This window comes from Bacillus andreraoultii (assembly GCF_001244735.1).
GTDB classification, from domain to species: domain Bacteria; phylum Bacillota; class Bacilli; order Bacillales; family Caldibacillaceae; genus Caldifermentibacillus; species Caldifermentibacillus andreraoultii.
On sequence record NZ_LN868937.1, the window covers coordinates 309,137 to 324,345 of the forward strand.

General features: G+C 37.5%; 14 protein-coding genes. 9 read left to right on the forward strand and 5 right to left on the reverse strand.

What is annotated here, in order from left to right; all coding sequences use genetic code 11:
* The first annotated feature begins 647 nt into the window (after positions 1 to 647).
* The 7 genes from spoIIID to BN2144_RS06925 all read left to right on the forward strand — a co-directional run bounded on the left by spoIIID (position 648) and on the right by BN2144_RS06925 (position 6,519).
* Positions 648 to 929: a sporulation transcriptional regulator SpoIIID gene (spoIIID, locus tag BN2144_RS06895; RefSeq protein ID WP_033827527.1), complete on the forward strand. Its 282-nt coding sequence runs from the start codon at positions 648 to 650 to the stop codon at positions 927 to 929.
* 559 nt (positions 930 to 1,488) lie between these two features.
* Complete coding sequence (gene mreB, locus BN2144_RS06900) at positions 1,489 to 2,490, forward strand: rod shape-determining protein (RefSeq protein ID WP_033827528.1); 1,002 nt, start codon at positions 1,489 to 1,491, stop codon at positions 2,488 to 2,490.
* 413 nt (positions 2,491 to 2,903) lie between these two features.
* Positions 2,904 to 3,731: a flagellar hook-basal body protein gene (locus BN2144_RS06905; RefSeq protein ID WP_033827529.1), complete on the forward strand. Its 828-nt coding sequence runs from the start codon at positions 2,904 to 2,906 to the stop codon at positions 3,729 to 3,731.
* A gap of 14 nt (positions 3,732 to 3,745) precedes the next feature.
* On the forward strand, positions 3,746 to 4,576 hold the full coding sequence (locus tag BN2144_RS06910; RefSeq protein WP_033827530.1) for a flagellar hook-basal body protein: 831 nt from the start codon (positions 3,746 to 3,748) through the stop codon (positions 4,574 to 4,576).
* A 48-nt stretch (positions 4,577 to 4,624) separates the two neighbouring features.
* Positions 4,625 to 4,918: a DNA-directed RNA polymerase subunit beta gene (locus tag BN2144_RS06915; RefSeq protein WP_033827531.1), complete on the forward strand. Its 294-nt coding sequence runs from the start codon at positions 4,625 to 4,627 to the stop codon at positions 4,916 to 4,918.
* Positions 4,919 to 5,233: 315 nt separating this feature from the next.
* Positions 5,234 to 5,656: a 3-hydroxyacyl-ACP dehydratase FabZ gene (gene fabZ, locus BN2144_RS06920; RefSeq protein WP_033827532.1), complete on the forward strand. Its 423-nt coding sequence runs from the start codon at positions 5,234 to 5,236 to the stop codon at positions 5,654 to 5,656.
* Positions 5,657 to 6,126: 470 nt separating this feature from the next.
* On the forward strand, positions 6,127 to 6,519 hold the full coding sequence (locus BN2144_RS06925) for a hypothetical protein (protein ID WP_050632232.1): 393 nt from the start codon (positions 6,127 to 6,129) through the stop codon (positions 6,517 to 6,519).
* 89 nt (positions 6,520 to 6,608) lie between these two features.
* Here BN2144_RS06925 and BN2144_RS06930 read toward each other — a convergent pair whose 3' ends face one another.
* Positions 6,609 to 7,052: a YwpF family protein gene (locus BN2144_RS06930; protein ID WP_033827533.1), complete on the reverse strand. Its 444-nt coding sequence runs from the start codon at positions 7,050 to 7,052 to the stop codon at positions 6,609 to 6,611.
* Positions 7,053 to 7,364: 312 nt separating this feature from the next.
* Here BN2144_RS06930 and ssb point away from each other — a divergent pair, with 312 nt between their 5' ends.
* Positions 7,365 to 7,721 carry a single-stranded DNA-binding protein gene (gene ssb, locus BN2144_RS06935; protein WP_033827534.1) on the forward strand — a complete coding sequence of 119 codons (357 nt, stop codon included), beginning with the start codon at positions 7,365 to 7,367 and terminating at the stop codon, positions 7,719 to 7,721.
* Positions 7,722 to 7,998: 277 nt separating this feature from the next.
* The gene (locus BN2144_RS19855) at positions 7,999 to 8,151 is read left to right on the forward strand and encodes a hypothetical protein (protein ID WP_154665495.1); all 153 of its coding nucleotides are present in this window, start codon (positions 7,999 to 8,001) and stop codon (positions 8,149 to 8,151) included.
* A gap of 1,455 nt (positions 8,152 to 9,606) precedes the next feature.
* Here the strand turns inward: BN2144_RS19855 and BN2144_RS06940 are convergent.
* From BN2144_RS06940 to BN2144_RS20605, 4 genes are all read right to left on the reverse strand, one after another.
* Complete coding sequence (locus tag BN2144_RS06940; RefSeq protein WP_033827535.1) at positions 9,607 to 12,549, reverse strand: DEAD/DEAH box helicase; 2,943 nt, start codon at positions 12,547 to 12,549, stop codon at positions 9,607 to 9,609.
* On the reverse strand, positions 12,527 to 13,765 hold the full coding sequence (locus BN2144_RS06945) for a hypothetical protein (RefSeq protein WP_033827536.1): 1,239 nt from the start codon (positions 13,763 to 13,765) through the stop codon (positions 12,527 to 12,529). The genes BN2144_RS06940 and BN2144_RS06945 overlap by 23 nt, the downstream gene beginning before the upstream one ends.
* Before the next feature lie 379 nt (positions 13,766 to 14,144).
* Entirely contained in the window at positions 14,145 to 14,762 is a 618-nt protein-coding gene (locus tag BN2144_RS06950) for a stage II sporulation protein M (RefSeq protein ID WP_050632233.1), read from the reverse strand.
* 189 nt (positions 14,763 to 14,951) lie between these two features.
* Entirely contained in the window at positions 14,952 to 15,077 is a 126-nt protein-coding gene (locus BN2144_RS20605; protein WP_268258025.1) for a hypothetical protein, read from the reverse strand.
* Between the last annotated feature and the right edge of the window lie 132 nt (positions 15,078 to 15,209).

Genomic DNA, 15,209 nt, shown 5'->3' on the forward strand with positions numbered 1-15,209 from the left:
CTTTCCGTGTAGGATACGTAAAATGATAAAGTATGAGGAAATACAAGGAATATCGACATATTTCTCGGGAAATGGTGGAGGGTGTGTCGGAAAATACTACTTTTTGGCAGATTAGAGGAGAGTGATTATTTATAGTAATAAAGTTGATTATCATAAAAAACATGACTTAAGAGGATAAACAAATACCGAAAATAAAAATTTGCTTGTCCATATTCTTTTTTTGTGCATATTCTAGTCCTTTTCTTAATAAACTGTTACAAAATTTAAAAATATTTCCAGCGCTTTGGATTAGAAATGAAAGAAGGACAAATCTTTATACCAAAGTGCGATTTCAGGGGAGAATCCTGATTTACAAATGACAATTCCCCAACTTTCCAAATAAAACAGAGAGTGTTTGAGGTGAGGAATCGTATTTAAGCAGCTTAGATGGTGTTTAGGACATAATGAAAAATAAAACCTCAGAAAGTATCGTACTTTCTGCCGCATAAAGTTTTGTTAAAACAATTACATAAATTTTTGCCACAACATGATTCAAATGGATAAAATTTTGATCGAACCGTTCTTTATGCGGAGGAAACAGTAATTCAATGAAGCAAACACGTGTCTCATTTCACACTTCTCACATCCAAACTGAGGAGGCGAGTGGTGTGCACGATTACATCAAAGAAAGGACAATCAAGATTGGAAAATATATCGTGGAGACGAGAAAAACGGTTCGCGTCATAGCGAAAGAGTTTGGCGTGTCCAAAAGTACTGTCCACAAAGACTTAACCGAAAGACTGCCAGAAATTAATCCAGAACTAGCCAGTGAAGTAAAAGAAATACTTGACTACCATAAATCTATAAGGCATTTACGTGGGGGAGAAGCTACAAAGATGAAATATAAAAGGAACTCTTCAGAAGAAAAGGAAACCGCAATCAAGAAATAAAGAATGAGAGGTCATGGGATTGTCGCAAAAAGAGGGAGTTGTCGGCAATCCTTTTCATTTTTAGTGATAAACAGCAATACAAATAGGATAAGATCTAACTGTGAGATTACTGAACTATAAGCCGCAAACCGAGTAAAAAGCTCAAAAAGTGACTCATAGAGCGGTTCTATAAGCCGAAAATTGAGTGAGAAGATCCAAATCGGGTTCATAGACCAGTTCTATAAGCCAAAAATCAAGCAAAAAGCTCAAAAAGTGACTCATAGAGCGGTTCTATAAGCTGAAAGCCGAGTGAAAAGTCCAAAACCGGCTTCATAGAGCTGTCCAATAACCTGAAAATCAATTAAAAGTCCAAAAAACCATTTATAGAAGACCCCATAAGCCAAAAATAGAAAGGTAATGGCATATTCCATAACAAAAACAATGCGTTTGTAACACTTTTTTTACAAAATCGACGAAATATGAAAAAATTTGACAAAATATACTCCATATTTTAATTCGTTTATGCTAAAATTAACAATTAGGAAACGTTCCGAACGGATAATAAGGAGGATCTTTTTTTATGTTGGCCAGAGATATAGGAATTGATTTAGGCACAGCGAATGTCGTAATTAATGTCAAAGGAAAAGGAATTGTACTGAATGAGCCCGCTGTTGTGGCCATTGATGTTAATACAAACAAAGTATTAGCAGTAGGGGAATCAGCAAGAAAAATGGTTGGACGGACACCTGGAAACATTGTGGCAATTCGACCGTTAAAAGATGGTGTGATTGCAGATTTTACAGTCACAGAACAAATGATGAAATACTTCATTAATAAACTAAATGTAAAGGGCTTGTTCTCAAAACCACGAATCCTAATTTGTTGCCCGACAAATGTGACGAGTGTTGAACAAAAGGCAATTCGGGAAGCTGCTGAAAAAAGTGGTGGTAAAAAGGTTTACTTAGAAGAGGAGCCAAAAGTTGCTGCTATTGGTGCAGGTATGGATATCTTCCAACCAAGCGGTAATATGGTTGTTGATATCGGAGGCGGTACAACGGATGTTGCTGTGCTATCAATGGGGGACATTGTTACATCTTCCTCAATTAAAATGGCAGGCGATAAATTCGATAGTGAAATCCTTCAATATATAAAAAAGAAATACAAATTGCTTATCGGGGAACGGACTGCTGAAAATATTAAAATTAATATTGGAACAGTTTTCCCAAATGCTCGTAATGAGGAAATGGAAATTCGCGGCCGTGATTTAGTATCTGGCTTACCGCGAACAATTACGGTAAACTCAGCTGAAATTGAGTCTGCTTTGCGCGAATCAGTTGCAGTCATTGTACAAGCTGCAAAAAGTGTTCTTGAAAAAACTCCACCTGAATTATCTGCGGACATTATTGATCGTGGTGTTATTTTAACAGGTGGTGGGGCATTGCTTCATGGCATTGACTCGCTATTAGCCGAAGAATTGAAGGTACCTGTGTTCGTTGCAGAAAATCCAATGGACTGTGTGGCGAATGGAACAGGCATCATGTTGGAAAATATTGATAAAATTGACCGAAGAAAATTTATATAAGAAACTCTTTTAAACAAAGACGCAATTTTCTAAAACATAACTTAGTGGAACAGGACAAGTCTTGTTCCTTTTTTAGCATATAAATAATCTCCATTATACGCACAAGAAAGACGTTGGCGGCATGATCTCGTGGATCAGGACCTTCTCTCGCCTAAAGCCTCTTGCGCCCGAGGTTTCCTTATTAGGCTAAAAATGAGACAGAGCAGTCGGGAAAAGGTGCAGGAATATTCCTCCAAATACGATAAAAACCAGCATCTAACCTAACGAAGCCATGGAAATATACCATCATTTCCCTACTGTTATTGAAAAATAATAATGTCTAACTGTAAGAAATCGTTTATAATAAGAAGGAATGACATAGAAAATTAAATCAATGAAATATAGATTAGTCTAAGGTGAAAGGAGTGGAGAACATGTTCAAAGGTTTTTATAGTGCAGCTTCAGGAATGCTGACTGGGCAAAGACGGGCGGAAATGTTAACGAATAATTTAGCAAATGCAAATACGCCTGGCTTTAAAGCTGACCAAGCATCGACCCGTGCGTTTCCGGAAATGCTACTTTCAAGAATTAATACACCAACAACTGCAAAGAGGAATGGTGGCCTTCCAACAGTCAACCAAATAGGTACGCTAAATACAGGTGTTTACATACAAGATGTTACACCCAACTTCAACCAAGGCGACTTAACAAAAACAGAGCTTACGACAGACATCGCTTTAAACAATATTACTATGCCTCTAAGTAATAATGGTATGCAGGGAAATGTGTTTTTTACTGTACAAAGTCAATCGGGTGGCACGCAATATACTCGAAATGGAAACTTTACAATGGATGGTGCAGGCTATTTAACAACTGGAACAGGTCAACTAGTCCTTGATACGAATGGACAGCCAATCCAATTATTTAATGACGACTTTATTGTAACGGAGGACGGATTTATCCAACAAAATGGGCAAAATGTGGCGCGATTAGGAATAGCTTATGCGGAAAACCCAAACTCCTTAAGTAAAACGGCTAACGGGCTTTACGAGGCAAATGAGGGCGCCTTGCCATCTGCATACAATAATAATCAAGTTCAGTTCACAACGAAACAAGGATATATTGAACGGTCGAACGTGGATGCAACAGATACGATGACAAACTTATTAACGGCGTATCGTACATTTGAAGCGAACCAAAAAGTATTACAAGCTTATGATCGAAGTATGGATAAAGCAGTAAATGAAATTGGAAAAGTATAAGTGGGGTGAGTTAGTTGAATCGAATCTCTTTTGCGGCAAGTAATACAATGAATCAATTACAAAAACAGATGGATGTTATTGCCAATAACTTAGCTAACTCGCAAACGACTGGTTATAAAAAACAGAAGGCATCCTTTGCAGAGTTGATGTATCAACAACATAATAATCAACGGAATCAAGCGGAAGAAACGGAAAGACTAACGCCAAACGGGATTCGCCTTGGAACTGGAGCAGGTATCACCCAAGTTAAAACAGTCGCAACGCAAGGCTCATTTGCTAATACAAACCGACTACTAGACTTTGCTTTAACAGATCCAAACCAGTATTTTAAAGTGATGGCACCAAAGGGCAATGAAAATACAGTTCATTATACAAGAGATGGTGCTTTTTATTTATCACCGATCAATGGCAATGAAGTGGCGCTTGTCACAAGTGAAGGCCATCAAGTGTTAGATGAACAAAACAACCCAATTATTTTTAATAATACGTTAAAAAATGTTCAACTCGGACAAAACGGACAGCTTATATTTTCAAATGATGCAGGTACTCGTGCAACCTTTAATATTGGTATCGTTCAAATGAATAAAGTACAAAGTATGGAAAAAGTAGGGGATAATTTACTTGTCGCACCTACTGAATTAAATGGTGAAACAGCGCTTGTGACAAATTTAGAAGGTGGACTGCGAGGTCAAATCGGATTAAAACAACAAGCACTTGAACAATCTAATGTTGACATAGGTGAAGAAATGACTGATCTAATTCAAACGCAAAGAGCATATCAATTTCAAGCAAAAGCCATTACAATCGCAGACCAAATGCAAGGTTTGATTAATGGAATTCGCTAGTACGCATATACGTATTGAAAATTGATAATCAGAGGGGATTGGACCGTTGTGGAGAATGCGAAACAGAAAACCTTTGTTCAAGAGAAATCGAAGGGGAAAATGGAAAATAAACAGAATCAAGTAGAAAAACAACCGAAAGAAAAGAAAAAACGGTTACGAGTTCGTTTGATTCCAATTTGGCTTCGCATCATTTTAGTTCTTGTATTTATTATTATATTTTTCTTTATTGGCGCCTTGATAGGCTATAGTGTAATTGGTGATGGAAAGCCGACCGATGTTTTTAAAATCTCAACTTGGACTCACATCTCAGAGATTGTTAACGAAGGAACGAATTCAAAGTAAAAATTTCTACCGCACGGGGAAACGGTATTGTTAAAACAAATGAAAAGGCATCTTCGTGATTGCCTTTTTTTAGCTAATAGGAAAGTATAAATTCTCCAATTCCTACTTTCCTGTATGTATAAGCGCACAAGGAAGGATCTAGCAGCATTACATCGAAGCTGAAAAAAGGCTTTTTCAGCGAACTCTAGTCTCTTGTTTCGCTTAAAGGCTCGAGACATGAGTTTTCGTTATATATGTATGTGTAAAATGACCGTAAGAGATCAAGAGAGGTACTTTGTCATTTTTTTCTTATAAAAAAGTTGAAGGAGTGGTTTTATGTTGGATGTGAATGAAATTAAAAAAATAATTCCGCATCGTTATCCATTTTTGCTGGTTGATCAAATTGTTGAATTAGAGGAAGAAAAGCGAGCTGTTGGAATAAAAAATGTAACGGTAAATGAGCCGTTTTTCCAAGGACATTTTCCTGACTATCCGGTTATGCCAGGCGTCTTGATTGTCGAAGCCTTAGCACAAGTCGGAGCTGTGGCGATGCTTAAAAAGGAAGAAAATCAAGGGAAATTAGCGCTGTTTGCTGGAATCGATAAATGCCGGTTTAAAAAACAAGTGAAACCAGGGGATCAGTTGCGTCTGGAGGTTGAAATTTTACGTTTAAAAGGCCCTGTTGGGAAAGGAAAAGGAATTGCAACGGTTAATGGAGAAGTTGCCTGTGAGACAGAAATTATGTTTGCAATTCAGTAATAGATAAGAATAAGCAATCGTTTGAATAACAATTATGATAAATATCACGCTTTGTTTGTCTTACATACATTATAAAGGTCAAATACGAATGTTCGGCTCTGTTTTATGGTAAAATCCATCCTTATACAGAGTCTTTTTTTGGCTAATAGGAAAGTATAAATCCTCCAATTATTTTTACTTTCCAATGCTCATAAGCGTATAAAGAAGGCTCTAGCAGCAACATCAAAATCGAAAAACTCTCTTTCTTATTAAGCGAACTCTAGGCTCTCGTTTCGCCTAAAGGCTTTTGCGTCCCTGAGTTTTCTTTTTCTTCACAAAATGTATCTATCGCCGATTCACTCCATAAATAATTTTCTTATCTGGTTAAATTTCCCCCTTTTTACAAGCAAGTTATTCTTTTCTTTTGGGCAATCTAACAAGAGACCTCGAGTAAGGTTGACAGTTATTTTCGAAAAGAAAGGAGACGGATGATGGGACGTATAATAAAATTAATCGGTAGTACTTTGTTTGCATCGCTTCTTTTAATGGGGTGTGCGAACAGCGATGACAATGATCCTGCACCACCAGATATCAATGACGAGCGAGATAAAAACGGAACAAACAATAATGGGGATAACAATGGAGTGAACACAGATACAAATGATACCAATGGAAATAATATAAACGATGAGGTTCCTGATGGTAATGATACAGGAAATGGTGGAGGAGTAGATGGTAACAACAACGGGACAATAAATAACGGCAACAATGGGGTCAATAACGACAATACGAATGGAAATCGAAATGGAACGAACAACACGAATAGAGAAGATATAATTGAAGACCAGAAAGATAGGAATGATCGGGATAACAAAGACGAATAATCAACTCTTCTTATCGACAGGGGCTAATGTGACGAAAACACCCCTGTCTATTTCTTTTGGGAAAAGCGGGATACAATCATAACTGGATTTCAAGGCATTTCCAGTGAATCCTCTTTTCCGAGAAGTCGCTTCTTATCTTTAATTTCTTCACGAAAAGTTTGTAAGAGTTCCTCACCAGCCAGTCCTTTTTCCATAAGCGACTCTAACAATTGCTCAGCATAACCAGTTGAACGAATTAATTTTCCTTCCAATAGAACACTTGCAAATTCACCAATGATTTTCTTTTTAACGATTTTTACAAAGAAATTAGCCGGGTCATTTTCAGGTTTCGTAATAACAACGCTTACAGGAAATTCCTCATCACTCGAATAAACTTCTAATTCTTTTAAATACATTTGATCGATAAATAACTCAATCACCCATGTGTTTTGGTCATTTTCCATATTAATTATTAGTGCTTCTTTAAGTGGAATTTGACGAATATTCCCCGCTTTATTGAGAAATTGGAACGAGATAAGCTTAAAAGTTTTCAAAAAGTGACCTCCCTCACAATATTTACATTTCACTACTAGCTTACCATGATTTTTATTTATATCCTATCAGGAATTTTCGATAAAATTTTACTAAAAACTAAGTAAAAATAATGAGTAAAAAAGTAACGAGAAAAACTTGATAAAAGGTTAAAAAATGTCCTTAACTTAAAGAACCCTATCAGATGTCGAAGCAATCTCCAGTAATAAGCGATAAAAACCAAGTAAAATTTAACGAAATCGACTCTTTAGAAATTTTACAACATAGGTGCTTTATCCTATGATGTTTGTAGCATGAAGAAAGGAGGGAAAAGTTTGATTAACCAGGTGACTTTGGTAGGAAGATTGACAAGAGATCCGGAATTAAAACTAACGCAAGAAGGGATTCCATGGACAAATGTCACGTTAGCTGTCAATCGTAACTATCGGTCAAGTAATGGGAATATTGAAGCGGATTTCGTCCAGTGTACACTTTGGAGACGTGCTGCAGAAAATACGGTGCAATATTGCCAAAAAGGTTCTGTTCTAGGTATATTGGGACGAATCCATACAAGAAATTATGAGAATGGAGAAGGGAAAAAAGTATACGTAACGGAAGTAATAGCAGACCAAGTACGTTTTCTTAGTAGCAAGAAAACAGAGGAAAAAGAACTCGCTGTTATGAGTAAGTAATTAGAGGAAGGTTTCTTGGTATGATAGCTGTTGTAAGTATGTAATTGGAAGAGACGTTACAAACAGGCTATATAGGTACGTACATGTCTAGTCGGTGATTAGCTATTTACTCGTGTAGTTTATGTTCATGAATTTGAAGCTTCTGTCAAACGTTGAGGAGGTGATGTAAAAAGTCTGCAACTGAATAATGAATGTTGACAAATAGTATTATGTGAATTTTATTGGGGGCCATGTGCATTAATGGAGGAGGATGTCGTCATTTTTTGGAGGTGGATACATGCAGCCAAACTATGAACATATGTTGCGAATGGAGGAGATGGTTCAACTACTTATTCGAATGATTGGAAAATCCAATGAAAAAATTACATTGTTGGAGGAAAGATTAGTACAAATAGAGAGTTCAATAAAATCAAGTAATAACAGTGATTAAAGAAAAATAGAGAATATTGATTGAAAAATGGAAATTACTATATTAGAAATTGATTTTATATCGGGGAAAAATATTGAATTACCTATGAGGATAAGTGAAAAAAGGATTGTATTAATTTAATTGTGGAGACAAAGAAAGATTTACATTCATTTTTTAATAGAGAAAGAAAAAATCTATGGTCGTATTTTTTATGGGAAAATAAGTAGTATAGTCATATGATAGTGGTATTTTCAAAAACTTACGGGGAAAATTTCCAAAAGTAGATGATAAGGATTGAAGAAAGTTAGATGATTTATCGGATAAAGGATGAAATGTCGGAGGAAGTATAATTGGGGGATTATACTTTTCGATAATTTTAGGGGATGAGATGAAAGATTTTTATTTAATAATAGTCGCATGAAGAAGAAAAGAGCAAAGAGGCCTTGTTGATGGTTTTATGTAGAAACCAATGTGGGGATAAGGCTGCCTTGCTCAGAGAAAGTAGTTGTATTTGTATCATAACATAACAAAAGATCAAAAAGAAGAGTCAGACAATTCCTCAAAGTACGCTCTCAACAGACCCTTCAAACAACCGGTTCTAATATTTGGACCGGTTTTTTTTTAGCTAACAGGAAAATATAGATCTTCCAATTTTTACCTTCCTATGCGCATAAGCACACAAGGAAGGGCTTTAGCAACTGCATCAAAGAAGAAAAAAGCTTTTTCGGCGAACTGCGGCGATTCTCTGGGAAAAGTTTTTCGACTTGATAAAAGCCAAAAAAATCTCTTTCATTTCGGCGAACTCTAGTCTTTTTGTTTGGCTGGAGGCTCTATTCTTTATTGGGTTACCATGGAAAAAAGGATATTTCACTAGTGTAGGTGCCCAATTTGCGGTGGAAAAAGGCTACGAAGGTCACGTAGAGCGGTTGTAGACGCCAAAATCGCGGAGAAAAAGGTTGAAACGGTCATCTAGAAAGGTTCTAGACGCCCAATATGCGGTGAAAAAGGAAAAAAGTCCTCTAGAAGAGAATAGACGCCAACTCCTGGCCAATCGTATTGAAGTGGTCATGCGCCATACCTAAAAACCCAAAAAACGAACAAGCCCATTCATACGAAGCCTGTCCGTTGTGTTACTCATATTCGCGAATTCGAATGTCACTTTCAGGGTCAAAGAAGTGTGCGTTGTTCAAAAGATAAGATAAAATTTCGTCACATCCATAGTCTGAAAACTGTGGTATTTTATATCCTTCAAGCGAGAAAGATAGTTTTGTTGCGAGAAAAAGATATAAATAAGCGAATAGACCGAACAAAGCCTATTCGCCATGAATTTCATAACTGAACCGTAATGTTTGTGCAATCGCGAAGAAGGAAATCCCCCAAAAAACCGTAACACTTATATAATCTCGGAGGAAGTACTTTTCCAAGAATCCCAAACCATAACGATTCGAAGGAAATGATTGCTTCATATACAATCAATTAATCAAGTTTTAATATCTCAAATAAATCTTCATCGCTCATATCGGCGAGCCATTGGTCACTTTGAATAATTTTATCGTTTAACTCTTGTTTTTTCTCAAGCATCGCGTCAATTTTTTCCTCAAGTGTTCCAGTTGTAATAAATTTATGAACATGGACAAATTTTGTTTGCCCGATTCGATAGGCGCGGTCGGTTGCTTGATTCTCTACTGCCGGATTCCACCAACGATCGTAATGGATGACGTGATTTGCAGCTGTCAAATTTAATCCAGTACCGCCAGCTTTTAGTGACAATAGTAAAATCGGGAACTCTCCGTTTTGGAAATTCGTAATTAATTGATCACGTTGTTGCTTACTCATTGATCCATTTAGGAACGGAACTTTTAACTGGTAACGGTCCTCTAAAACAGACTGAATCATTTCCCCCATACCGATATACTGGGTAAAGATTAAACCACTCTCACCTTGATCCATTACCGAGTCAAACAGTTCAACGAGTTTTTCCAATTTAGCGGATCGTTCAATTAACGAAACACCACGAACTTGGTCTTCTTTTAAATACAATGAAGGATGATTGCACAGTTGTTTCAACATGTTAAGCAATTTAAGAACGTAGCCTTTCCGTTGAAATCCAGAAAGTGTTGCCAACCGGTCAAATGTATCTTTAACAATTTGATCGTAAAGACTCGCCTGTTCAGGGGTAAGTGGACAGTATTCTTTTTGCTCAATTTTATCCGGCAAATTGAGAGCAACTTCTTCATCCTTCTTCGTACGTCGTAATAAAAATGGACGAATGAGTCGTTGTAAATCGTCAATCTTCTGTTGATCGTGTTCCCGTTCGATTGGAATGACGAAACGTTGTTGGAAGCGGGCAAGACTTCCGAGATACCCTTTATTAATAAAATCAAAAATTGACCACAGTTCAGTGAGCCGATTTTCCATTGGTGTTCCAGTTAGGGCGATGTGGTGGGCACCTTTTAATCGACGAATCGCTCTCGATTGTTTTGTACTTGCATTTTTAATGTTTTGTGCCTCATCTAAAATAATTGCTTCCCATTTAACGGATGAAAGCTCCTCGGCATCGAGATGGGAAAGGCCATATGTAGTCAATACGACATCGTAGCCATTCTCAGTCACCATCTCCGTGAAACTTTCCCCCTTGGAGCGGTTTGAACCATAATGAAGATACACATTTAAACTTGGAGCGAACCGTTCAATCTCCCGTTGCCAATTCCCTAAAACAGATGTTGGACAAATGATTAAGCTTGGTCCTGTCGTTTCACTATTTTCTTTTACCATTAACAAATAAGCGATTAATTGAATCGTTTTTCCAAGTCCCATATCATCAGCAAGACAGGCACCAAATCCGTATTGCCGTAAAAAGTAAAGCCAACTCATGCCCTTTCTTTGGTACGGGCGTAATTCACCGTGAAAAGCTCGTGGAACTTCATAATCAGGGATATCCGTTAAATCTGTTAATGAATTGACGAACTGTTTTAATCTTGGGTGCATATCGATTTGGATGCGAGAGAATATTCGTTGGTCATTATCCTCGTCAATGACTTCAGACGCTTCATGATCTTCACCGTATAGTAATTGCTGTTCAATAAAGTCTTGAACGCGCATTCCTTCTTTTTCGGCCTTCTCCATAATCGATTGCATTTTTTTAATAAAATCAGGATCAATCTTCATCCATTGTCCACCAATATTAATGAGACGTCGATTTTCTTCCATCATTTTGCGAAATTCAGCTTCAGACAAGTCAACACCGGCCATCGATACACGCCATTCGAAATCGAGAAGGGCATTTAAGCCGACGAAGGATGGACCGCTCGAGCTTGATTTTACACGTGCTTTTAATCGCATATTCGCATTTTTCAGCGCCTCCCACCATGATGGCAAAAGAATATCGATTCCAAGTAAGAGTAATTTTTCACTTGCATTTGTTAAAAACTCCCAAGCTTCATTTTCTGTAAGTTCTTCTTTTAATAGAAGATGAGACGTTGAGCCATTGTTATCATCCTCCGAGTCGTTACCGAGCCACGGAATTAATTGTGCAATCCGTTTTTGCTCACGAACGGCCTCATCAAGATACGGTTCCCACTTTTTCGGAATTCGTTTGCGACCCCGTTTACTAGGATTTAAGGCGACAACGGTATCTGGTTTTTTTACATCCCGTAACACTGTTGTTAATTGCCAGTAGTCACCGTCTTCTTTCGGTTCTTCAAGATGGAGCCCCATCGTAAACGGCACATCACTTTCCTCAATCCCAACCCATTGCATAAACCGAGTTGCATCGAAAAAGGAGGAAAGATCTAATCCATCTTCGTAAGCTTCTTGTAAAAGCGCTTTTTGAGCAAGCCATCTCTCTTGAACATGGGGTTGGTGGGCTAAGTAAGATTCCACACCTTCATGAAAAAGCCTTTTAACAAATATCCGTATATTATCTGGTTTACGAGTTTCCTTACCATCTGCCATAAACAAAACAGGGACTTGTGTCTCCCAAAACGCAGGTAAAAATTCTTGCCAAACTTCATCTGGTACCATCCATTGAAAAAGCCCTTGTTTCCATGAATCGAAGTCAGGAGTAAAATGATTTTCCGTTATCGCATCATAAATAACCGGTGAAATGGCAAGTAGTGTTTCGGAAAACTCATCAAACGTCCAGTGAACGAACTGATTAAATGGTTCCGTGCCATACAATTCAATCATTTCAAACGGATCAAGAGTAACTCCTTCTACTGGAAATTCGCGTTCTCCAACTTGGAGATTGATTGTAATTTGTTGTAGTTTGGTTCCGTAAAAACTTGCTTTATGCCATTGAAACAACGGAAGGACCCATTCAGAAAGCTGGGCAATTTCTCCATCCGTTAATGCAAACAGATAAAAGTTTCCTTCCTTTGATGGAACACAATTGATTTCAAATTGTTTCATTTTCAACATGGATTAACTTACCCCTTTGACATTCTTCTTGGAAAGCACGTAGCCGTTTCGTTTCTTGTAAAAGTTGCTGGAAAAATTGTTCCCAAACATCTTCTTGTTTTAACTTCTTATAGATTGTTCTTAATTTTTTCAGATGCCGGACCGCCTCTTTATAACTTTGGCGGTTCTTTTGATTAATTGCCTGTTGTGCTTTACGGTGATAATACGGCAATAAATATTGTGGTTCTTCCTTTTGAACTGTCCGTAAAACTTCACTATAAACATAGTCACTGTTTGTCAGATGCATAAAGTCAATTAGCTTCCCGTATTCTTTTTGATCAAAATATAACATAAAGAGATTACGACTACTAAACGGAAACGTCGCAATGAGAATTTGTTCATATATGTCATATCGTTTTGTTTCTACTGCATATTGGTAAAATGCATCGTCCAAAGAACTGGTGAGCTGATATTTTTCTGAGTAGCTAGTTAGTATAAAATAGTCATTGATATGATTGAGAAGAAATTCAGCAATCTTTGTCACATTGCTCCAGTTTTTCCCGTCTACATAATGGTCTAATAAGGGAAGAACATAGCTTAAATGCTCAGTTCCTGTCTTTTCTAATGCTGCTAATGACTCATCTACACGTCCGGCGAAAAATAATTGAAACATGTAAGCAAACTGCCAGGAAGAATCTGAAGCCCCTTTTCCTGCAGTTTCCTCAGCAAATGCTAGTTCTTGCTTTCGTAAATTCGTGTTTGTAAATAATTCCTTCCACAAAAACCAGTAAACGAAATGGATTCGATGTTTGAATGCTCCTTCCATAAAGAGCAACTCGCGTACATCGAGGAAAAGCTCCTCACAAATAGGATCATAAGAAAAAGGTTGGGGCTTCGGTAACCGTTGTAGTGAAGCCTCAATTTCTTCACAAACATGCTCAACTAATTGACCACATGTATCTTCAATTTCTTCATAACTATAGCGACTTGTGACAAACCAATTTAACAAATTTCGCAATAACCGAACATTGACGACAATTTTATAAAGATGTCTCTGTTCAGGTGGAATTTTAAATTGGTCTATTTGCCCAAGCTTTTTTATAATCATTAATCCGTACAGGTTCAGTAAGTATGGTGGAAACTTTCCCTCTTTTTGAAGAATTTCGTTTTGAAAAAGTTCATCTGTGTAATCAACCCAACGGCGATAATCATTATTCACATTCAACAATCCTTTCATTAGGAGTCCTTTTTGCATAGGAAAGAGAATGGTCTCTCGAAATCGAACTTGAGAGCCGAAATGTCCATTCTTTTATTATAACAAGTTTATGGATAAGTTGTGTAGTGTGGATGTCAACTTGGTTTTGGAAAAAGGAAATGGTACTTAAGGTTTTGTTGTGTTTAGGATGGTTGGAGAAACGATGGTAGACAAATTGTCGGTCAAAAAAGGTGAGTATAGTCGTGCATAGAGGATTAAAAAATTTTTCAAAAGTGAACAAGGTTAAGACTGCTCTTTGGGCAAAGAGTGGAGATCATTGGAACAACTCTTTACATCCGAGGACTTATTCAAGATTTCAGAAAAAATACGCCCCTTATAAAAAGGAGCGCATCATTGAAGATTAAATAAAAGATCCGAGTATATGTGGAGTAATAAAGGCTTCTATAATGGCAGCAAAGACAAGTAATGGGATACATATAAAAATAAATGTTTTAAACACATTTACCGTACAGGCACGGAAAGAGTAATTCCCGTTATTGATTTTCCGATAAACTCCGAGCGAAACGTAAAAGGCGAGTGCCCCGGATAGGATAATTGCCGGAATCTCAAAAATTCCATGGGGTACAATTCCAGCAAAAAACATCGGCATGATTGCTTGTCCGTTAAGGTTCATAAATGCAAACATGACTCCAATAATGGCCCCGTTCATAATGAGAATGGCAATGGCTGGAAGGAAAATCGGTAAGAAACCAGTGACGAGTAACGTAATACAAGCAAGCGTGTTGTTTTTGAATAGCCCGAGTGCAAGCTCAAAGGAAGTTGTATCAGGTCCCATGAGATCCTTCTCCTCGAACATTTTTGACACTTGATTCATGAGTGTCGTTGCTAAATCAGGGTTTTTTACCATGATGGCGTAAACAGCAAAACTACTGGCAATAAACAGAATAAAGAGCCAGATAAAGATTTTTAAATAGGATTCCTTAAAAAGATCCCATTGATTGCGGTAAATACTCTTCAAATTTTCTCCCCCTAAAGTGCTATTGATATATAGTTTTGATGGTGAAGCGGTTAGTTAGTTTGTATAAGAAAAATGATATGTGAACCAAGGTGTCCAATAGAACGGTTGTAATGGAAAAAACTGGTTCAAAGTCGGCTTTAAATGTCCTCGATAATGGGCTTCAAGGACAAAACCGGCATGAAACAGGGTTCAAATGTCCTCGAGAATGAGTCTCCATGGTAGACACATGCCCAAACCTGTTTGTAACTGCCCAATAGAGCCGTTCGAACCGAGCTTCAAACGGCCAATCGTCCAATCTCCAACCCAGTCACTCAATCGCCTAGCATCCAACCTAGTCACCCAGTCACTCAATCTCCCAAGTATCCAACTCAGTCCCCAGTCACCCAATCGTCCAATCCAAATCCCAATCATGATTTCAATATTTCAGTCACGTGAAAGTTGTGGAAG